This is a genomic window from Frigoribacterium sp. VKM Ac-2836 (assembly GCF_013248995.1).
GTDB lineage: Bacteria > Actinomycetota > Actinomycetes > Actinomycetales > Microbacteriaceae > Frigoribacterium.
Window position 1 is genome coordinate 145,285 of the sequence record NZ_JABRPK010000004.1, and the last position, 18,690, is coordinate 163,974.

Annotated in this window: 17 protein-coding genes; 9 read left to right on the forward strand and 8 right to left on the reverse strand. The window is 70.8% G+C overall.

Translation table 11 applies throughout. From position 1 onward, the window contains the following. Window positions 1-116: 116 nt before the first annotated feature. Window positions 117-1,634, forward strand: a complete 1,518-nt coding sequence (locus HRF36_RS13280) for an aspartate ammonia-lyase (RefSeq protein WP_173210635.1) — start codon at window positions 117-119, stop codon at window positions 1,632-1,634. Window positions 1,635-1,709: 75 nt separating this feature from the next. On the opposite strand, the gene HRF36_RS13285 is transcribed toward HRF36_RS13280, so the two are convergent. Continuing rightward, window positions 1,710-2,843 carry a YihY/virulence factor BrkB family protein gene (locus HRF36_RS13285; protein ID WP_173210637.1) on the reverse strand — a complete coding sequence of 378 codons (1,134 nt, stop codon included), beginning with the start codon at window positions 2,841-2,843 and terminating at the stop codon, window positions 1,710-1,712. A 79-nt stretch (window positions 2,844-2,922) separates the two neighbouring features. Here HRF36_RS13285 and HRF36_RS13290 point away from each other — a divergent pair, with 79 nt between their 5' ends. After that, on the forward strand, window positions 2,923-4,299 hold the full coding sequence (locus HRF36_RS13290) for a PrsW family intramembrane metalloprotease (RefSeq protein WP_173210639.1): 1,377 nt from the start codon (window positions 2,923-2,925) through the stop codon (window positions 4,297-4,299). A gap of 73 nt (window positions 4,300-4,372) precedes the next feature. On the opposite strand, the gene HRF36_RS13295 is transcribed toward HRF36_RS13290, so the two are convergent. Then, entirely contained in the window at window positions 4,373-5,716 is a 1,344-nt protein-coding gene (locus HRF36_RS13295) for an MFS transporter (protein ID WP_254281337.1), read from the reverse strand. Window positions 5,717-5,955: 239 nt separating this feature from the next. Between HRF36_RS13295 and HRF36_RS13300 the strand changes: the two genes are divergently transcribed. The 3 genes from HRF36_RS13300 to HRF36_RS13310 all read left to right on the forward strand — a co-directional run bounded on the left by HRF36_RS13300 (window position 5,956) and on the right by HRF36_RS13310 (window position 9,602). Continuing rightward, complete coding sequence (locus HRF36_RS13300) at window positions 5,956-6,330, forward strand: FKBP-type peptidyl-prolyl cis-trans isomerase (RefSeq protein WP_173210643.1); 375 nt, start codon at window positions 5,956-5,958, stop codon at window positions 6,328-6,330. Further along, window positions 6,330-7,163: an aldo/keto reductase gene (locus HRF36_RS13305; protein ID WP_173210645.1), complete on the forward strand. Its 834-nt coding sequence runs from the start codon at window positions 6,330-6,332 to the stop codon at window positions 7,161-7,163. The genes HRF36_RS13300 and HRF36_RS13305 overlap by 1 nt, the downstream gene beginning before the upstream one ends. A 117-nt stretch (window positions 7,164-7,280) precedes the next feature. Continuing rightward, complete coding sequence (locus HRF36_RS13310) at window positions 7,281-9,602, forward strand: UvrD-helicase domain-containing protein (protein WP_371740175.1); 2,322 nt, start codon at window positions 7,281-7,283, stop codon at window positions 9,600-9,602. Between the two features lie 45 nt (window positions 9,603-9,647). On the opposite strand, the gene HRF36_RS13315 is transcribed toward HRF36_RS13310, so the two are convergent. From HRF36_RS13315 to HRF36_RS13325, 3 genes are read right to left on the reverse strand one after another with little or no spacing between them, the layout of a single operon-like run. Further along, window positions 9,648-10,277 (reverse strand): hypothetical protein, encoded by a 630-nt coding sequence (locus tag HRF36_RS13315; protein WP_173210647.1) that lies wholly within the window; start codon window positions 10,275-10,277, stop codon window positions 9,648-9,650. Next, window positions 10,274-10,579, reverse strand: coding sequence for a protealysin inhibitor emfourin (locus HRF36_RS13320; RefSeq protein WP_173210649.1), 306 nt, complete (start codon window positions 10,577-10,579; stop codon window positions 10,274-10,276). The genes HRF36_RS13315 and HRF36_RS13320 overlap by 4 nt, the downstream gene beginning before the upstream one ends. A gap of 56 nt (window positions 10,580-10,635) precedes the next feature. After that, window positions 10,636-11,673 (reverse strand): M4 family metallopeptidase, encoded by a 1,038-nt coding sequence (locus tag HRF36_RS13325; RefSeq protein WP_173210651.1) that lies wholly within the window; start codon window positions 11,671-11,673, stop codon window positions 10,636-10,638. Between the two features lie 99 nt (window positions 11,674-11,772). Between HRF36_RS13325 and HRF36_RS13330 the strand changes: the two genes are divergently transcribed. Then, the gene (locus tag HRF36_RS13330) at window positions 11,773-12,312 is read left to right on the forward strand and encodes an adenine phosphoribosyltransferase (RefSeq protein ID WP_056262805.1); all 540 of its coding nucleotides are present in this window, start codon (window positions 11,773-11,775) and stop codon (window positions 12,310-12,312) included. A gap of 13 nt (window positions 12,313-12,325) precedes the next feature. On the opposite strand, the gene HRF36_RS13335 is transcribed toward HRF36_RS13330, so the two are convergent. Further along, window positions 12,326-12,562 carry a hypothetical protein gene (locus tag HRF36_RS13335; protein ID WP_173210653.1) on the reverse strand — a complete coding sequence of 79 codons (237 nt, stop codon included), beginning with the start codon at window positions 12,560-12,562 and terminating at the stop codon, window positions 12,326-12,328. A 269-nt stretch (window positions 12,563-12,831) separates the two neighbouring features. Next, window positions 12,832-13,566, reverse strand: coding sequence for a M50 family metallopeptidase (locus HRF36_RS13340; RefSeq protein ID WP_173210655.1), 735 nt, complete (start codon window positions 13,564-13,566; stop codon window positions 12,832-12,834). A 147-nt stretch (window positions 13,567-13,713) separates the two neighbouring features. Between HRF36_RS13340 and HRF36_RS13345 the strand changes: the two genes are divergently transcribed. Both HRF36_RS13345 and rpsO read left to right on the forward strand, forming a co-directional pair. Next, window positions 13,714-14,169, forward strand: a complete 456-nt coding sequence (locus HRF36_RS13345; protein ID WP_173210657.1) for a VanZ family protein — start codon at window positions 13,714-13,716, stop codon at window positions 14,167-14,169. Window positions 14,170-14,262: 93 nt separating this feature from the next. Then, entirely contained in the window at window positions 14,263-14,532 is a 270-nt protein-coding gene (gene rpsO / locus HRF36_RS13350; RefSeq protein ID WP_123520309.1) for a 30S ribosomal protein S15, read from the forward strand. 117 nt (window positions 14,533-14,649) lie between these two features. On the opposite strand, the gene HRF36_RS13355 is transcribed toward rpsO, so the two are convergent. Further along, window positions 14,650-15,918 (reverse strand): lytic transglycosylase domain-containing protein, encoded by a 1,269-nt coding sequence (locus HRF36_RS13355; RefSeq protein ID WP_173210659.1) that lies wholly within the window; start codon window positions 15,916-15,918, stop codon window positions 14,650-14,652. Between the two features lie 338 nt (window positions 15,919-16,256). Here HRF36_RS13355 and HRF36_RS13360 point away from each other — a divergent pair, with 338 nt between their 5' ends. Further along, a complete protein-coding gene (locus HRF36_RS13360) occupies window positions 16,257-18,530 on the forward strand; it encodes a polyribonucleotide nucleotidyltransferase (RefSeq protein WP_173210661.1) in 2,274 nt (757 codons plus the stop codon). The last annotated feature ends 160 nt before the right edge of the window (window positions 18,531-18,690 follow it).

Here is an 18,690-nt window from a genome sequence, read left to right on the forward strand (position 1 = left end):
GTCCGCCCCGACCGCGCCTCCTGCGCGTGCCCGGCCCGCGACCCCGCCGGTAGGCTCGACGGAAGCGTCCGGTCGACGACGACCGGGCCCCGACTGACGACGGAGGCTCACCACACGTGACGACCGAGACAGCAGCACCGACCCGCACCGAGACCGATTCGCTGGGCAGCCGAGAGGTGCCCGCCGAGGTCTACTGGGGCATCCACACCGCCCGGGCGCTCGAGAACTTCCCCATCTCGCAGCGGCCGATCTCGGTCTACCCCGACCTCGTCACGGCCCTCGCGCTCGTGAAGCAGGCGGCGGCCCGGGCCAACGTCGAGATCGGCGTCCTCGATCCGGTCAAGGCCGAGGCCATCGAACGGGCCTGCGAAGAGATCCGCGGTGGCGCGCTGCACGACCAGTTCGCCGTCGGGGTCATCCAGGGCGGGGCCGGCACGTCGACCAACATGAACAGCAACGAGGTCATCGCCAACCGCGCCCTCGAGTTGCTCGGCCACGCCAAGGGCGAGTATCGCCACCTGCACCCGATCGACGACGTCAACCGCAGCCAGAGCACCAACGACACCTACCCCACGTCGATCAAGATCGGGATGGTGCTCACCCTGCGTCGACTGCTGGTCGAACTCGACCTGCTCGCCGACTCGTTCGCCGCCAAGGGCGCCGAGTTCCACGACGTGCTGAAGGTCGGTCGCACCCAGCTGCAGGACGCCGTGCCGATGACCCTCGGTCAAGAGTTCACCGGATTCGCGCACACCCTCGCCGAGGACGTCCAGCGTCTCCGCGACGTCGTGCCGCTGCTGGGCGAGATCAACCTCGGGGCCACCGCCATCGGCACGGGCATCACGGCCGATCCGCTCTACGCCGACGCCGTCCGTCGGCACCTCAGCACGCTCTCGGGCATGGACCTCGTCACGGCCCCCGACCTCATCGAGGCCACGAGCGACACGGGCGTCTTCATGACCCTGAGCGGGGCCCTCAAACGCAGCGCCATCAAGCTCGCGAAGATCTGCAACGACCTGCGACTGCTGTCTTCCGGCCCCCAGGCAGGCATCAGCGAGATCACGCTGCCGCCGCGGCAGGCCGGGTCGTCGATCATGCCGGGCAAGGTGAACCCCGTGATCCCCGAGGTCGTGAACCAGGTCGCGTTCTCCGTCGCCGGGGCCGACGTCACGGTGACCATGGCCGCCGAGGCCGGGCAACTGCAGCTCAACGCCTTCGAGCCCGTCATCACGCATTCGGTCATGCAGAGCCTGCAGTGGATGACCTACGCCTGTCAGACCCTGCGGGTCAACTGCGTCGACGGCATCGAGGCGAACCGTGCCCGCCTGACCCAGCAGGTCGAGACGAACGTCGGCAGCGTGACGGCGCTCACGCCCTACATCGGCTACACGGCGGCGGCGGCCATCGCGCACACGGCCCTCACGACCAACGCGGCGATCGCACCCCTCGTGGTCGCCGCCGGTCTGATGACCGACGAGCAGGTGCGCAAGGTGCTCTCTCCCGCCCGTCTCTCCGGGCTCTCTCCGATCACCAGCGCGATCACCGTCATCGACGTCGACGACCCCGCCGCGGCCGTGGCCCGGGCGGCCAACACGACGGGCGCCCGCAACCCGGGCGACGAGACCGCCGGCTGACGCGACCACACGCAGGAGGCGCGGTGCCGGTCGACCGGCACCGCGCCTCCTGTGTGTCGGTGACGTCGAGGGCGCCTAAGAGGTCGAGGGGGCGTGGGTGTTCGGGTCGACTTGCTCGGCGCGCTGTGCGGCCTGCGGTCGCTCGTCGGCGGGCCGGTCGCGATCGCCCCTCAGGTGGACGCGCCGCAGGTCGTCCGGCTCGAGCACGCCACCGTTCTCGCGCAGGGCCCGCTCGCGGATGGCGCGGCCCACGCGGACGTCCCACGCGAGGTTGCGCGCCAGGATGTGGTTGCGCGCCGTGTCACGCAACGGCAGGGGGATGACCTCCTCGGCCTGCACCCCTCGACGCAGCTGGCGCATGCGTAAGATCTCGCTGTCGAGCTCGCCGCCGATCACGAGCACGAAGTTGCTGATGTAGGCGTAGAGCAGCACGACCACCACGCCGCCGACCCACCCGTAGAAGCGGTCGTAGTTCGACACCGTCGCGACGTAGACCGCGAAGCCCACCGTCGCGATCGCCCAGCCGCCGAGCGCGACCATGGCGCCGTACGACACCCAGCGCAGGCGGGGTGGCCGCACGTTGGGGGTGAAGAAGTAGAGCATCGCGACCGAGAGCACGGCCAGGGCGACGAGCACCGGCCATTTGAAGACGTTGTAGAGGTCGGTCCAGGGGCGGCCGATGCCGAACCGGGCGGCGACGGCGTCGCTCAGCGTGGGCGTCACGAGCAGGATCACGGCGATGACGGCGAACGACACCATCAACACGAGCGTGACGATCATCATGTGGCCACGGAACTTCCAGATGCGACGCCCCTCCTCGACCTCGTAGGCCGTGTTCATGGCCCGCCCGAAGGCCGTCGTGTACGCCGACAGCGACCACAGGGTGAGCCACAGGCCGATGCCGAAGGCGACGCCCGGGTTCGACAGGCTGAGCATCTGCTCGAGCGGCCAGCGAAGGGTGTCGATCGCGGCAGGGGTCAGGACGTACCGGGCCACCGAGAGGATCTCGTCCACGGCGTCACCGTCGTCGACGAAGAGCGCGACCCCCGAGACGAGGGCGAGGGCTCCGGGCACCAGCGCCAACATCGCGAAGAAGGTGAGTGATCCGGCGGCGTCGATGGTGCGGTGGCGCAGGAAATCGTGCCAGACCCGCATGATCACGTACCGGAACAGCGACGGGTCCTCGGGCAGGGAACGCGTCGGGGCCATGCTGCGAGATTACCGGCTGCCCGCGCCGGCACGGGCCTCGCACCGCGCCGACCTCGGTGCCAGCCCGTAGGGTCGGGGCATGACCTGGTCCGATCCCCACGGCGTCGGACACGACGCGTACGGGCGCCCGTTGACGCCCTACGCCGACCCGTACTCGGCGGGGCCGGCGGTGGGGGGCCGGTGGCCGGCCCACGGCCCGGCGGTCAACCCCGAGCCGGTCTGGTATCCGGTGCAGCCGGTCTTCGCGCAACCGGCCCCACGCCGTCGCGTCGCCAGTGCGGTGGCGCTCGCGGTCGGGTTCACCGTGATCGGCACCTTCGCCGCGGCCGTCGGCCTGTACTTCGCGATCTTCGTGCAGCCCGCCGTGCTGCTCGCGGGCAGCCTTCTCGCCTTCGTGCCGTTGGCGATCGTGTTGGTCGGCATCTGGCTGGTCGACCGGTGGGAGCCCGAACCGCGTGTGGCCCTGCTCTTCGCCTTCCTCTGGGGCGCGGCGGTGGCAGTCGGCACCGCGCTGATCGTCGACATCGCCCTGACGACGGCGAGATCGGTGCTCGGGGTCCGGTCGAGCGGACTCGACGACGTGCTCGGCGCGGTCGTCCAGGCGCCTCTCGTCGAAGAGGGTGCGAAGGGGCTCGGCGTCCTGTTGGTCCTGTGGATCTTCCGGCGACACTTCGACGGCCCGGTCGACGGCATCGTCTACGCGGCGACCGTGGCGGCGGGCTTCGCCTTCGTCGAGAACATCCAGTACTTCGCCCTGCAGGTCGGTGAGGACCTCGCGACCGGCAGTCGGGGCCTCGCGTACGTCTTCTTCGTCCGCGCGCTCATGTCCCCCTTCGCCCACGTGATGTACACGGCGTGCACGGGGTTCGCCCTCGGCCTCGCGGCTCGGAGGACCGGCCCCTACGGTGCGATCGGCTGGTTCTTCGTGGGGCTCGTTCCCGCAGCGGGTCTGCACGCGCTCTGGAACGGGGCGTTGTTCGTCGTCGGGGACGGCTTCTTCGTCTACTACCTGCTCGTGCAGGTGCCGATCTTCGCGGCGATGGTCCTGCTCGTGGTGTTCCTCCGGCGCAACGAGCGGAGGGTCACCCACGACCGGCTCGCCGAGTACGCCGCCGTGGGCTGGTTCAGTGCCGACGAGGTCGGCATGCTCTCGTCGAGCGCCGGCCGGCGACGTGCGAGGTCGTGGGCCGCGTCCCGCGGCATCCGACCCGCCATGACGGTCTTCATCTCGAACGCGACGCGTCTGGCCTTCACCCGTCAGCGGCTCGTCAAAGGGCGTCGTGCGCTCGACGAGGCGGTCCAGCGTGACGAGGCGGAGCTGCTCGACGCCCTCACGGCGAGCCGCGTCGCCCTGCAGGCCCCGCCGACCGCGTTCGTCGGCTACCCGCAGCACCCGGGCTGGCCGCCCCCGCTGCCCGGTCACGCCGGTCCGCCCCACTCGGGCCCCGGGTGGTGACGACCGCCACCGCGACGACCGCCACCGCGACGTTCGCCACCGCGACGACCGCCGTCGCCACCGCGGACGCGGGTCAGGGCGTCGGCGCCTCGGCGTCGTAGCGTCCGAACGCGGGGGTCAGCCGGGCCACGAGTGCGACGAGCGCCACGACGAGCAGCCCGCCCAGCAGGGGAGGCCAGAACACCGCGATCCCGGCGACGAGCCCGACGAACAGGTCGCCCACCCGGGGCCCGCCCGTGACCACCACGATGAAGATGCCCTGCAGGCGCCCCCGCATCGCGTCCGGTGCGGCCGATTGGAGGATGGTGGAGCGGAAGATCGAGCTGACGTTGTCGCTCGCACCGGCTCCGGCCAGGGCGAGGGCCGCCCCGCCGAGGGCGACGAGGTTCGCCTGGTCGAGGCCTGCCGTGACGGCGCCGCCGTGGGCCGGCGTCACGAGCAGCACCACGCCGAACGCCGCGATGCAGAGTCCGTAGGCGGTGATCGCCCACCGCACGGCGACACCTTGTCGCCGGACGTGGCCGAGGCGGCCCGAGAAGACGCTGCTCAACAGCGCCCCGACCGCGAACGAGGCGGAGAGGACGCCGACCGTCACCGCGCCTCCTCCGATGACGAGCGTGCCGACCACCGGGTAGAGCACGCGGGGCATCCCGAAGGTCATGGCGACGATGTCCATGACGAAGGTGGTCCGGATGTTCGGTGACCGCTTCAGGAACGCCAGCCCGAAGCGCAACGACTCCAGCCCCGGACGCTGTGTCTCGCCCTCCGGCCGGATCGGGGGCAGGGTGACGATGCCGAGGAACGCCGTCGAGAACAGCACCACGTCGACCGTGTAGGTCAGCGGGAACCCCACGCTCGCGACCAGCACGCCTGCCAGCGCGGGTCCGACGGTCAGCATCAGGCCCATGCTGATGCCGCTCAGCGCGGAGGCGGCCGGCAACAGCTCGCGGGGCAGGAGGCGCGGCACGATCGAGGCGCGCGAGGTCGCGATCATCGTGCCCGCCACGGCGTTGACCGTGGTCAGCAGGTAGAGCAGCCACACCTCGTGCAGCCCGAGGTAGGCGTGCAGCGCGATCGCCGCCGTCGAGAGCCAGGCGAAGACCGCGGCGACGAGCGCGACCTTCCGTCGGTCGAAGGCGTCGGCGAGCATGCCGCCGTAGAGCCCGGCCAGGATCATCGGCACGAGCGACACGACACCGACCAGGGCGACGGCGAAGGTCGAGCGGGTGATCTCGAAGATCTCGAGACCGACGGCGACGAGCGTCAGCTGCGTCCCGATGCCGCTGATCGCGCTGCCCGCGAACAGGCGGGCGAAGGCGGGGCTGGTGCGGAGCGGGGTGACGTCGACGAACAGCGGGCGACGGACCGGCGGCGCAGGGCGGGGCGACGGCGGTGGCGGAGGCGGGGTGGCGGTCAAGCTGCCATTCTTGCCGATCGTGCAGAATCCCGCAGGCTCGCGCGACCCGGCCGTCCCACTCGTCGCGGGGTGGGTGTCCGCCGGCCGATTTGGTGTCGCGGCACCGCCGGAGTAGCGTCCATGTGTTCGCATCGATGACGTGTTCTCGGTGCGGACGTCGGGTCGGCTTCTCGAGCCTCGCAGGGAGGACGCGAGCGGCCGGCCCGCCCCCTCGGCCCGGGGGTGGTTGGATGGTTCGCATGACTCACGACCCCCAGACCAAGCCCGAGATCGACGCCCCGACCGGCCCCGCCCCCACCGAGCTCGAGGTCACCGACGTGACCACCGGTGACGGCGCCGAGGCCCAGTCCGGCTCCACCGTCAACGTCCACTACCTCGGCGTCGAATACGACTCCGGCGAGGAGTTCGACTCGTCGTGGAGCCGCGGCGAGGCGATCAACTTCCCGCTGCAGGCCCTGGTCCGCGGCTGGCAGGAGGGCATCCCGGGCATGAAGGTCGGCGGACGCCGCCAGCTCGTCGTGCCGCCCCACCTGGCCTACGGCCCCGCCGGTGGCGGACACCCGCTCTCGGGCAAGACCCTCATCTTCGTCATCGACCTGCTCGGCGTCAGCTGATGTCGGCCGCCCCCTCGGTCGGCCTCAACGACGGGCGCACGCTGCCCCAGCTCGGCCTCGGCACCTACGGGCTGAACGGCGACGAGGGCACGGCGCAGGTCGTCCAGGCGATCTCGTCGGGTTACCGTCTGCTCGACACGGCGCTGAACTACGGCAACGAGGCGGCGGTCGGGGCGGCGATCCGTCAGAGCGAGGTGCCGCGCGAGGACCTGGTCGTCACGACGAAGCTCCCGGGCCGGCACCACGGCTACGACGCGACCTTGTCGAGCTTCGACGAGAGCCGGGCGAACCTCGGCCTCGACTTCGTCGACCTGTACCTGATCCACTGGCCCTTGCCCCGCGTCGACAAGTACGTCGAGACGTTCAAGGCATTCGTCAGGCTGCAAGAAGACGGGCTCGTCGGGTCGGTCGGCGTCTCGAACTTCACGGCCGAGCACCTGCAGCGAGTCGCCGATGAGACGGGCGTGGTGCCGGCGGTCAACCAGATCGAGCTGCACCCGTACTTCCCCCAGGCCGAGCTGCGCGCCGTGCACGAGAGCATGGGCGTCGTCACCGAGAGCTGGAGCCCCCTCGCGAAGCAGAGTGAACTGCTCCAGGAGGCGCGGGTCACCGAGATCGCGCGCGCCCACGGCAAGACGCCCACCCAGGTCGTCCTGCGCTGGCACGTGCAGCTCGGTGCGGTGCCCGTGCCGAAGTCGGCCGACGCAGGCCGTCAGCGGGAGAACCTCGACGTCTTCGACTTCGAGCTCACACCCGACGAGGTCGAGTCGCTCAGCGGCCTCGAGCGCGGTCGCCTGTGGGACGGCGACCCGCTGACCCACGAGGAGTTCTAGACCCGGCTCCGCCGCGACCACCCCAGGAGGCGCGCCCGTCCCGCCGAGGACGGGCGCGCCTCCTGCGTTCTCGTACGATTCCGGCCCTCGCCGTCGGTGGTCGGAAGGTAGACTGGCGTGCCGACTTTTCCCGAAGGGTACGAACACCTGTTGTCATCCGAGATCGACCGCGAACGCGCCTACGTGGGCACCCTGTACGACCGCCTCGACGAGTTGAAGGCCGATGCCCGCGTCCGCCTCGAACGCACCCGCCGCGAGACCGTCGGCGGCAACCACCAGAGCCGCAGCGAGCGTGACGCCTACGCGCGCCTGTACGAAGACACCATCGTCCAGCTGGGCTCGGTCGACGAGCGGCTCGCGTTCGGTCGACTCGAGCTCGAGACGCCCGACCTGCTCGGCCAGACCGGCGACGTCGACCGTCCGGCCGAGCCGGGCGAGGGCGGGCGCTACCGCTACATCGGCCGCATCGGCCTGCGCGACGAGGCCCACCACCCGATCCTGCTCGACTGGCGCGTACCGGGGGCCAGCGCCTTCTACCAGGCGACCGCCGCGACGCCCATGGGCGCCAGGGCTCGTCGTCACCTGACGCTCGACGGGCGGATCGTCACCCGTCTCGAAGACGAGGTGTTCGACCCCGACCTGCTCGACCGCGACGACGTGCAGCTGCAGGGCGAGGGCGCGCTCATGGCCGCGCTGACCGCCCAGCGCACCGGCCGCATGACCGACATCGTCGCCACGATCCAGGGCGAACAAGACCGCATCATCCGCTCGCAACTCGACGGCGTGCTCGTCGTGCAGGGCGGCCCCGGCACGGGCAAGACGGCCGTCGCCCTGCACCGGGCGGCGTACCTGCTCTACTCGCACCGCGACCGGCTCAAGGGTTCGGGCGTGCTGGTCGTCGGTCCGTCGCGGTCGTTCCTGCGCTACATCGAGCAGGTGCTGCCGTCGCTCGGCGAGAGCGGAGTCGTCCTGTCCAGCCTCGGCGGCCTCTACCCGGGCGTCGAAGCGCAGACCGACGACGCGCCCGACGTGGCCGCCCTCAAGGGGTCCGCCGAGATGGCGGAGCTCATGCGTCGTGCCGTCCGGTCGCGTCAGATCCGCCCGGCCGAGCCGACGACCATCGACATCAACGGCGAACGGCTCGTGGTGCGCCCCGAGCTCGTCGGCGAGGCGATGCGCAAGGCCCAAGAGCGCGGCAAGCCGCACAACGTGGCCCGGGTGACGTTCAACAAGGCGGCCCTCTCGGCTCTCACACGCCAGCTCGTCGAGCAGATGCGCGAGCACGGCACGACGGTCGACGAGTCCGACGAGGCCGTCCTGCGAGAAGACATCCGGCAGTCCCACGACGTGCGCGTGCTGCTCAACACGGCCTGGCTGCCGCTCAGCGCCGAGAAGCTCGTCGAGGACCTCTACGCCCGACCGAACTGGCTCGCTTCGATCACCCCGCGGTGGACGCCCGAGCAGCGTGCCCTGCTGCGGCGCGAGCGCGGGGCCGGGTTCACCATCTCCGACGTGCCGCTGCTCGACGAGGCGGCCGAATTGCTCGGCGAGTTCCAGGCGGGTGTCGACCCCGAGCGGCTGGCGCGCAAGGCCCAGCGCAAACGTGACATCGAGAACGCCGAGCGCGCCATCGAGAACATGGGCGTCGAAGGCATGGTCAGCGCCGAGCAGATCGCCGGCGGCTTCGCCGAGCGCGCCGCATCGATGACCACGGCCGAGCGGGCCGCGGGCGACCGCACCTGGGCGTTCGGGCACGTGGTCGTCGACGAGGCGCAAGAGCTCTCGCCCATGCAGTGGCGACTGCTCTCGCGTCGGTGCCCGCTGCGGTCGTTCACCGTCGTCGGTGACATCGCGCAGGCGTCGAGCCCGGCGTCGGCCTCCTCGTGGGACCGTGCCCTCCAGGCCCTGCTCGGTCGTCGTCGCGGCGGTGGCGCCCAAGGCACGTCGGCTCCCTGGCGGCTCGAAGAGCTGACCGTCAACTACCGCACCCCGGCGCAGATCGTGACCTACGCCGAGGGCGTCGCGACGGCGACCGGGCTGCAGATCACCCCGAGCCGATCGGTGCGCTCGAGTGAGTGGCCGGTGCGCGAGGTGACCGGCGCCTCCTCGAAGGACGACTTCGTCCGGGCCACGGTCGAGGCCGTCCGGGACGACCGGGCGATCGACTCCGAGGGAACCCTCGCGGTGATCGCGCCCGAACAGGCCGTCCTGACACTGGTCGAGGCGCTGTCCGCCGCGTTCGAGGGTCTGGTGGCTGCCGGTACGGCGTCGCTCACCAAGCCGATCTCGGTGCTGAGCCCCGCGACGTCGAAGGGGCTCGAGTTCGACTCGGTCGTCGTGGTCGACCCCGAGCGAGTGCGCCAGGCCGGCCGACGCGGCAACGCCAGCCTCTACGTGGCCATGACCCGACCCACGCAACGCCTCACGGTCGTCTCGTAGGCCGGGTCGCGGCATCCGGCGCTGCGTACCCGAGAATCGGGGGGCTCAGCGGTAGTCGGCCGGCCAGGTGAAGGCCGCGGGCGCGGTGACGGTCTCCCCGATCGGCGCGAGCACGAGGTCGATGCGCTCGAAGTCCCGCAGGGGGAGGCCGGCCGGGTCGGCCGTGTACGGGCTGCCCCCGACGAAGGTGTGCAGCTCGAGACCGTCGCCCTGCCCGAGCGACCCCACGCCCCGGCCGTCGAGTGCGACGTCCCATTCGCTGAAGAGTTGACCCAGCACGAACGTCTCGCGCGTGGGCGATTCGACGTGCACGATGCCGCTGGTGTCGTGGGTGTGGATCTCGGCGGCGAACTTCGTGGCTGAGTCGTGCCCGATGTCGCCGGGCACCGTCACCGCTCGTCCGTCCACGGTGATCGAGAGGTGCGTGTGCACGTGCATCGCGAGGTCCTGGCCCCAGACGTTCTCGAGGCCGGCGGCTGCCGCCCGGGTCTCGAGCTGGTCGGTCGAGGGGCGACCCCACGGAGGCGCGGTGGCGGCCCCGCGGACGTTCAGCGGGTTGCCGCTCTGCACCACGGCCACGCCGACCCCGCCCGCCACGAGGACGACGAGTGCGAGCAGCCCCGCCAGCACTTCGCCCGAGAGTCGACGCCGAGGTCGGCGCGCTCGGTCGCTCATCGCGTCGGACCGGCCTTCGCCTCGGCCTCGGAGGTGTCGCGGACACGGTCGACGAGCTCGCGCCACGGCCCCGTCACCTGCTGCTCGGGCAGCTTGGCCTTGCGGGTGGGGCGGGTCTCCGCCGTGATGACCCAGACGAATCGATCGGGCTGCACGGCCTGGGCGGCCGTCTGGGCCTGGGACCAGGGCACCTGGTCGATGAGGACGAGCCACGACTCGGTGTCGGGCTCGGAGTCGACGTCGACCGACCAGCTGCGGGTGAGGCCGGCGAACCCACCGGAGCGCGACACGGTGACCTTCATGGGCGAGATGCTACCCCTGCGATGTGCGGGGCAGCAGGGTCTCGCGCCGGCCGGCGTCAGAACGCCGGGGTGACCCCGACGCCCTCCCACCCGGCCGAGGTCGCCCGGGTCTCGTCGGAGTCCGCTCCGTACCGTGCCGTGGCCGCCTCCACGGTCGCCGCCGCGAACTGCGCGAAGGTCGCCTCGGTCGACAAGGTGCCTCCGGTCAGCGTGTCGTACCAGACCTGCCCGGCCCGCAGCCAGGCCTCGCCGCCCAGCGCCTCGGCGACGAGGTAGAAGGCCCGGTTGGGGATGCCCGAGTTGAGGTGCACCCCACCGTTGTCGTCGGTGGTCTCGACGTAGTCGTCCAGGTGCCCGGGTTGGGGGTCCTTGCCGAGGACGTCGTCGTCGTACGCGGTGCCCGGGGCCTTCATCGACCGCAGGGCCCGACCCTGCACCTCGGGCGTGAAGAGCCCCTCGCCGATCAGCCAGGTGGCCTGATCGGCAGTCTGACCGAACAGGTGCTGTTCGACGAGTGCCCCGAACACGTCGCTGACCGACTCGTTGAGCGCGCCTGACTGCCCCTGGTACGTAAGGTTCGCGGTGTACTGCGTGACGCCGTGGGTGAGCTCGTGCCCGATGACGCTGACCGAGGCCGTGAAGCGCTCGAACACCTCGCCGTCGCCATCGCCGAACACCATGCGCTCACCGTTCCAGAAGGCGTTGTCGTAGTCCTGGCCGTAGTGGATCGTCGCGTCGAGGGGCAGCCCGGCGCCGTCGATCGACGACCGCCCGTACACCTCGCGGAACAGGGCGTAGGTGGCGCCGAGGGCGTCGTAGGCCTCGGTCGCGGCGACGTCGTCGGTGGCGGGCTCGCCTTCACCCCGCACGCGGACACCCGGCAGCTCTTCGCTGCCCTGCGCGTCGAAGATCGTCCGTTCGAGCACGGCCCCGCCGCCGAGCGCCCCTTGGACCACCGGGGGAGTGGCGTTGCGGTCGACGGCCTCCATCGCGAGCAGACCGTTGCGCGCGGCCTGCGGCGCCCGGTGCAGACGGGGCGAGTCGGCCTCGGCGAGGTGAGCGAGCAGGTACGGGGGGACGATGAACCGCGACATGCGTGCACTCTCGCACGGGCCTCCGACATCGGTCCGGACTGTTCACACGATCGTGACGTGGACCCGGGGTGGGCCGTCCGCGCGACTACCGTTGACCCCATGACCGTCACCGATGCCTCCTCGTTCGTCGACAGCAAGATCGCCGTCGTCCCCGACTTCCCCAAGCCCGGCATCCTCTTCCGTGACGTCACGCCGCTCTTCTCCGACGCGGACGCCTTCGCCACCGTGACCACGGCCCTCTCCGAGCCGTTCGACGGCGGGTTCGTCGCCGTCGCCGGCATCGAGGCGCGGGGCTTCGCGCTCGCCGGGGCCATCGCGATCGAGCAGGGCGTCGGCGTGCTCACGGTGCGCAAGGCGGGCAAGCTCCCCGGCGAGGTGCTCAGCGAGAGCTACGCCCTCGAGTACGGCGAGGCCACGCTCGAACTGCGTCCGAACCAGATCCCCGCGGGGTCGAGCGTCCTCATCGTCGACGACGTGCTCGCGACCGGCGGCACGGTCGAGGCGACCATCACCCTGCTCGAACGAGCAGGTTACGTCGTGGCCGGCGTCGCGGTGCTGCTCGAACTCGACGGTCTCGACGGCCGGGCCCGCCTCGAGGGTCATGTCCCCGTGCACGCCCTCTCGTCCGCCCCCGCCTGAGCGCCCGCCCGTTCTAGCCGGCGGCGCGAGGCCTCTGGGTCCCTCCGACGATGATGATGACCACGCCCGCGACAAAGGTGACGACCGGCGCGTAGAGGGCCAGCCACGCCGTCCGGCTCATGTCGGATGTCACCTCGGCGCCTTCGTCGGCCGCGATACCCAGATTCACGAGGTGCACCGCAGCCCACACGCCACCGACCATGCTCATGAGCGTCAGCGCCGCGCCGAGCCAGATCAGGTTCTTCACCATCGCCTCTCAGTTGCACCGGTGGTTGACGACGTCAGTGTAATTCGCTCGACGCCACCACGTGTCGAGGTCGTACGTGGCTTTCACGAACGCCAACTGCTCTCGGTAGATGCAGCGGCATCGCAACTGCTGTGTGGAACATGTGGTATGAAAAACTCTGTCAGACGGTTGTGGTCACGTCAAGGGCGGCACTCGGCGGTCGGTGGTCGGCACCTTCGTGTCGCCGCTGCTGATCGAACCGGGCTCTGCGGGGCAGAACACCATCCGACTGTTCAGGCGAACGAGCGCGCGGCCTCAAGCGCCCCGGGGAAGAGCAGCCCCGCCCCGCCCAGCAGGCAGGCGAGGGCGACGAGCACGAACACCCCGACCCAGACCACGCCCGGCACCCGGGTCAGCCCGGCGAGCTGGTCGGCGTCCGATGCCGTAGAGCGAGAGCGACGTCGGCTGCGTTGCAGTTCGAGCGAGGCGCGCAGCGCCCCGAACCCCAGCACCGAGGTCACGACCAGCCCGAACACGGCCTGCCAGGTCGGCGACGCGAAGAACGTGACGACGACCACGAGGGCGGCGCCCAGCAGCACCACCCAGAGTCCGAACCAGTTGCGAATCTGCACGAGCATCAGCGCGAGCAGCAGAAGCAGCGCCCAGAGCAGCCCGGCCGCGTACCCCGCCGACAGCAACCACGCGGCGCCCAGGGCGGCGATCGCCGGAGCCGTGTAGCCGGCGAGCAGCGTGATGATCATGCCCGGCCCGGTCCGCGGCCCCTTCGACACCGTCAGTCCCGAGGTGTCCGAGTGCAGTCGGATGCCCGTCAGTCGTCGTCCGGTCAGCACCGCGGCGAGACCGTGCCCGCCCTCGTGCACGACGGTGACGGCGTGCCGCACCGTGTGCCAGGTGCCCGGCAGCAGCACGAGCAGCAGGCCGGCGGCCACGCTGGCGAGCAGCCACGAGCCGGGCAGGGGAGCGGCGAGTTGGCTGATGCGGGCCCAGAGGTCGGTGAGTGCGTCCACGCGACGAGCCTAGGAGGCGCGGTGTACGCGGTCGCGCACCGCGCCTCCTCGGCTCTGCCGCGGTCGCCCGCGGGGTGGGTCGTCCTCGAGGTTGATCTTCGGCCGTTCCGGGCGTCCTCCCACCGACCGGTGCCGCACGATGGACGGATGCGTCGCGCCGTGCTCCTCCTGCTCACCCTCGTCTACCTCGCCGGGGTCGCCTGGATGACCCTGCGCCCCAGCGTCTACGACGCGAACACGGGGGCGCTGCTCTGGCGGGCGCTCGACGTGTTCGCGCGGCACGACGAGACCGCGTGGATCACCTTCGCCCGGGTCGAGGCGGCCGCCAACGTGGCCATGTTCGTGCCGATGGGCATGTTCCCGGCGCTGCTGCTGCCCAAGCGGTTCTGGTGGGTGGGCATCCTGGTGGGCTTCGCCGCGACGGTGGGCATCGAGACCTACCAGGCGACGTACCTGTCGGCGACCCGCTTCTCCGACCCGCAGGACCTCGTGATGAACACCTTGGGGGCGGCGATCGGCGCGGCCTTCGTCGGACTCGTGCTTCCTCGGCGGCGGCGGGGGCGGGCCCGATCACGACAGGGCTCGACGTCGCCCGTCTGGTAGGCTCCTCAGGTTGCCGTCTGAACGGCCGCGGAGAAAGAGAGCTCGCACATCCGGTGACGAGCACCGCGCAACGAACTGAAAGGGGATCCACCTATGGCACTCGCACCTGACGTCAAGACCCGGATCATCGAAGAATACGCGACCCACCCCGGCGACACCGGATCCCCCGAGGTCCAGATCGCCGTGATGACGCAGCGCATCCTCGACCTCACCGAGCACCTCAAAGAGCACAAGCACGACCACCACTCGCGTCGTGGTCTGCTGCTGCTCGTCGGCCAGCGCCGTCGCCTCCTGGGCTACCTGTCCAGGGTCGACATCGAGCGCTACCGTACGCTCATCGGTCGTCTCGGCCTGCGCCGCTAGTCTTCGCGCTCCGAACGTCTCGACGACGGCCTCCTCTGTTCGCAGAGGGGGCCGTTCTCTCGTCCCCGGCGACACGGTCCGCCCGTCGCCCGTCGCCCGTGGCCCGACGGCCGGGACTCAGTACCAGTTGTTCGCGACCGAGTGCGCCCAGGCGGCGCACATCGTGCCGTAGCGGCCCTGGATGTAGCCGATGCCCCAGTTCACCTGGGTGCGGTAGTTCGTCTGCCAGTCGAGCCCGCTCGAGACCATCTTGTTGCCGGGCAGGGCCTGAGGGATGCCGTAGGCCCCTCCCGAAGGGTTGGTCGCGTTGGTGCGCCAGCCCGACTCCTTGTTCCAGAGCTGGACGAGGCAGGTGTACTCGGCGCCGCTGCCGACCTTCGTCGCGGCATAGGCCTTGGCGCCGGCCGGGTCGTTGACGGCACCGACCGGGGGAGTCGTGCCCCCGCCGCCCGCGCCGCCTGAGCCTCCGCTGCCCGAGCCTCCGCTGCCCGAGCCTCCGCCGCCGGCCACGGGCGCCGTGCCCCCAGACGATCCGCCGCCCCCGGACGGGCCAGAGGGTGTCTTCGCGCTGGTCGCGGCCTGCGCCTTCGCCGCCGCCTGCTGGGCCGCGTAGGCCTGCTGTGCGGCCACGCCGGCTCGGTACTGCTGTTCGAGATCGGCAGTCGAGTCCTTGAGCGCGGCGAGTTGGGCGTAGAGGTCGGTCGAGCGCTGCGTGGCAGTCGTGACCTCGGCGTCGGCGCTCGCCTGGGCGGAGGCCGCCTCGTCGGCCGTGGCCTGGGCATCGCGGGCGAGGGAGTCACGGCGGTCGGCGGCGGTCGTCGCCTGTTCACTGAGTGACGACACCGTGTTGCTCGCCGTCGTGGCGTCGGCCAGCACCGTCTGCCATCGATCGCCGAGCTGCGTCAGCGAGCCCAGCTGGTAGAGCGCGGCCCCGGGGTCGGGCGACGTGAAGAGGTCGGTGCCCATCGTCCGTGTGCCACCGGTTCGGAACAGGGTTCCGGCCAACTGGCCGGCCTCCTGCTTCGCGGTCTCGGCGCCGGCCCTGGCACGCTCCGCATCGGCGGCGAGTTCGTCCGCCCGCTGCGAGGCGGCCGCCAGGTCGGCTTGCGCCGCCGCGTTCGCCTGGTCTGCGAGCACGGCCTCGTCACTGCGGTCGGACGCGGTCTTCTCGAGGCTGTCGAGTGACGCCTCGATCAGGTCGACCTGCGCCTGGGTCGCCGCGGCGTTGCCCTTCGCGGCCTCGACCTGTGCCCAGGTCGGGTACCCCGCGGCGGTTGCGGCGGACGGCGCCACGAGCGCCGTCAGGACGAGAGCCAAGGAGGCGCCGGTCGCCACCGCGAGACGACTCGCGCGACGATCCCGGCCGGACCTGTCGTGAGCACGCATGGAGACGACCCTAACGCCGTCCTCCCGGCACCGCGCCTCCCCGTCCGGGCGACACCCGCTCTCCGCACCCGGCCGGAAGGGTGCGAGTGCTAGAGTCGCGCTCGGAGCAGGCCGGTACGGCTGCTGGTCACCGGTGGTGACAGGCGGAATGCCCCGACCGACGCCGAGCGTCCCGGTCGGGTGCGGGGTCCGACCGTTTCTACTGTTGGCCAGACGTGCCACCGCCTCCGTCGCGTTGTCGCACGTGCATGTCGCCATGCCGTCCACGCCGCCCGCTCCCGGTACACATCGATGCCCACACGGGGCCTCGATGCAAAACAAAGAGGAGTAGCCCCCACATGGAGGGTCCAGAGATCAAGTTCGGCGAAGCCGTCCTCGACAACGGCAAGTTCGGCAAGCGCACCATCCGATTCGAGACCGGTCGTCTCGCCCAGCAGGCTCAGGGAGCCGTCGCTGCCTACCTCGACGAAGACACCATGCTTCTGTCGGCCACGAGCGCCAGCAAGAAGCCGAAGGACAACTTCGACTTCTTCCCGCTCACCATCGACGTCGAAGAGCGTTCGTACGCCGCGGGCAAGATCCCCGGCTCGTTCTTCCGTCGCGAGGGTCGCCCCTCGACCGAGGCCATCCTGGTCTGCCGTCTGATCGACCGGCCGCTGCGTCCCTCGTTCGTCGAGGGCCTGCGCAACGAGGTCCAGGTCGTCATCACGGTGCTCAGCATCGCCCCCGACGAGTTCTACGACGCCCTGGCGATCAACGCCGCCAGTGCCTCCACCCAGATCTCGGGGCTGCCGTTCTCGGGCCCGATCGCCGGTGTGCGTCTCGCCCTGATCGGTGACCAGTGGGTCGCCTTCCCCAAGGCCAGCCAGCTCGCCGACGCCGTCTTCGACCTGACCGTCGCGGGCCGTGTCGTCACCGACGCCGCCGGCAACGAGGACGTCGCGATCATGATGGTCGAGGCCGAGGCCACCGAGCACGCCTGGGGTCTCATCCAGGGCGGCGCCACGAAGCCCGACGAGGCCGTCGTGGCCCAGGGCCTCGAGGCCGCCAAGCCGTTCCTCAAGCAGCTCGTCGACGCCCAGGCCGCCATGGCCGCGCAGGCCTCGAAAGAGATCGCCGACTACCCGGTCTTCCTGCCTTACACCGACGAGGTGCTCGAGGCCGTCACCGGCGCCGTCGGCACCGAGCTCGCCGAGGTCTACAAGATCGCCGGCAAGATCGAGCGCCAGGACGCCGACGACGCCCTCAAGTCCCGTGTGAAGGACGCCATCGCCGCCAAGGTCGACGCGGGCGAGCTGCCCGACACGGCCCTCGGCCAGGTCGGCGCCGCCTACAAGTCGGCGACGAAGAAGGTCGTCCGCGACCGCATCCTCACCGAGCAGATCCGCATGGACGGCCGTGGCCTCGCCGACATCCGTCCGCTCGACGCCGAGGTGCAGGTCATCCCGCGCGTCCACGGCTCCGCCATCTTCCAGCGTGGCGAGACCCAGATCATGGGCGTCACCACCTTGAACATGCTCAAGATGGAGCAGCAGATCGACTCGCTGAGCCCGGTCACCAAGAAGCGTTACCTGCACCACTACAACTTCCCGCCCTACTCGACCGGTGAGACCGGTCGTGTGGGTTCGCCGAAGCGTCGCGAGATCGGGCACGGCTTCCTCGCCGAGCGCGCCCTCGTGCCGGTGCTGCCCAGCCGTGACGAGTTCCCCTACGCCATCCGCCAGGTGTCCGAGGCCCTCGGGTCGAACGGCTCGACGTCGATGGGTTCGGTCTGCGCGTCGACCTTGTCGCTGCTCAACGCGGGTGTGCCCCTCAAGGCCCCCGTGGCCGGGATCGCGATGGGTCTCGTCTCCGACACGGTCGACGGTCAGACCCGCTACGCGGCCCTCACCGACATCCTCGGCGCCGAGGACGCGCTCGGCGACATGGACTTCAAGGTCGCCGGCACGAGCGAGTTCGTCACGGCGATCCAGCTCGACACCAAGCTCGACGGTCTGCCGACCGCCGTGCTCGACGCCGCACTCAAGCAGGCCAAAGAGGCACGCACCGCCATCCTCGGCGTGCTCAACTCGGCGATCGACGCCCCCGACGAGATGGCCCCGACCGCGCCCCGCGTGATCTCGGTCCAGATCCCGCAGGACAAGATCGGCGAACTGATCGGCCCCAAGGGCAAGACGATCAACGCCATCCAGGACGAGACCGGCGCCGACATCAGCATCGAGGAGGACGGCACCGTCTACATCGGTGCCGTCGACGGGCCGTCGGCCGAGGCCGCTCGCGCTCAGGTGAACGCGATCGCCAACCCGACCAACCCCGAGATCGGCGAGCAGTTCCTCGGCACGGTCGTCAAGATCGCGTCCTTCGGTGCGTTCGTCTCGCTCCTCCCCGGCAAGGACGGCCTGCTGCACATCAGCGAGGTCCGCAAGCTCGCCGGTGGCAAGCGGGTCGAGAACGTCGAGGACGTCCTCGGCGTCGGCCAGAAGATCCTCGTCGAGATCACCAAGATCGACGACCGTGGCAAGCTCTCGCTCGCTCCGGTCGTGGCCGACGAGGCCGACACCGACTCGAGCGGGGCGACCGAGCAGTCGTCCGACGAGTCGGTCGACGCGTAGTCACCACGCCACGAAGGGCCCGCTCCGACCTCGGTCGGCGCGGGCCCTTCGCCGTCGGTGCCTTTGCTCGGTCGGCGCGGGCCGACGAAGGGGCTCGCCCTCGGATCGGGGTGGCGACACGGCGTAACGATTGGGTGCGCCGGCGCGGGAAACCGGTCGC

Bases quoted from the DNA above. Each gene is read 5' to 3' on its own strand.
- HRF36_RS13285 (WP_173210637.1), bottom strand. From the start codon at position 2,843: ATGGCCCCGACGCGTTCCCTGCCCGAGGACCCGTCGCTGTTCCGGTAC.
- HRF36_RS13290 (WP_173210639.1), top strand. From the start codon at position 2,923: ATGACCTGGTCCGATCCCCACGGCGTCGGACACGACGCGTACGGGCGC.
- HRF36_RS13300 (WP_173210643.1), top strand. From the start codon at position 5,956: ATGACTCACGACCCCCAGACCAAGCCCGAGATCGACGCCCCGACCGGC.
- HRF36_RS13305 (WP_173210645.1), top strand. From the start codon at position 6,330: ATGTCGGCCGCCCCCTCGGTCGGCCTCAACGACGGGCGCACGCTGCCC.
- HRF36_RS13315 (WP_173210647.1), bottom strand. From the start codon at position 10,277: ATGAGCGACCGAGCGCGCCGACCTCGGCGTCGACTCTCGGGCGAAGTG.
- HRF36_RS13320 (WP_173210649.1), bottom strand. From the start codon at position 10,579: ATGAAGGTCACCGTGTCGCGCTCCGGTGGGTTCGCCGGCCTCACCCGC.
- HRF36_RS13325 (WP_173210651.1), bottom strand. From the start codon at position 11,673: ATGTCGCGGTTCATCGTCCCCCCGTACCTGCTCGCTCACCTCGCCGAG.
- HRF36_RS13330 (WP_056262805.1), top strand. From the start codon at position 11,773: ATGACCGTCACCGATGCCTCCTCGTTCGTCGACAGCAAGATCGCCGTC.
- HRF36_RS13335 (WP_173210653.1), bottom strand. From the start codon at position 12,562: ATGGTGAAGAACCTGATCTGGCTCGGCGCGGCGCTGACGCTCATGAGC.
- HRF36_RS13345 (WP_173210657.1), top strand. From the start codon at position 13,714: ATGCGTCGCGCCGTGCTCCTCCTGCTCACCCTCGTCTACCTCGCCGGG.
- rpsO (WP_123520309.1), top strand. From the start codon at position 14,263: ATGGCACTCGCACCTGACGTCAAGACCCGGATCATCGAAGAATACGCG.
- HRF36_RS13355 (WP_173210659.1), bottom strand. From the start codon at position 15,918: ATGCGTGCTCACGACAGGTCCGGCCGGGATCGTCGCGCGAGTCGTCTC.
- HRF36_RS13360 (WP_173210661.1), top strand. From the start codon at position 16,257: ATGGAGGGTCCAGAGATCAAGTTCGGCGAAGCCGTCCTCGACAACGGC.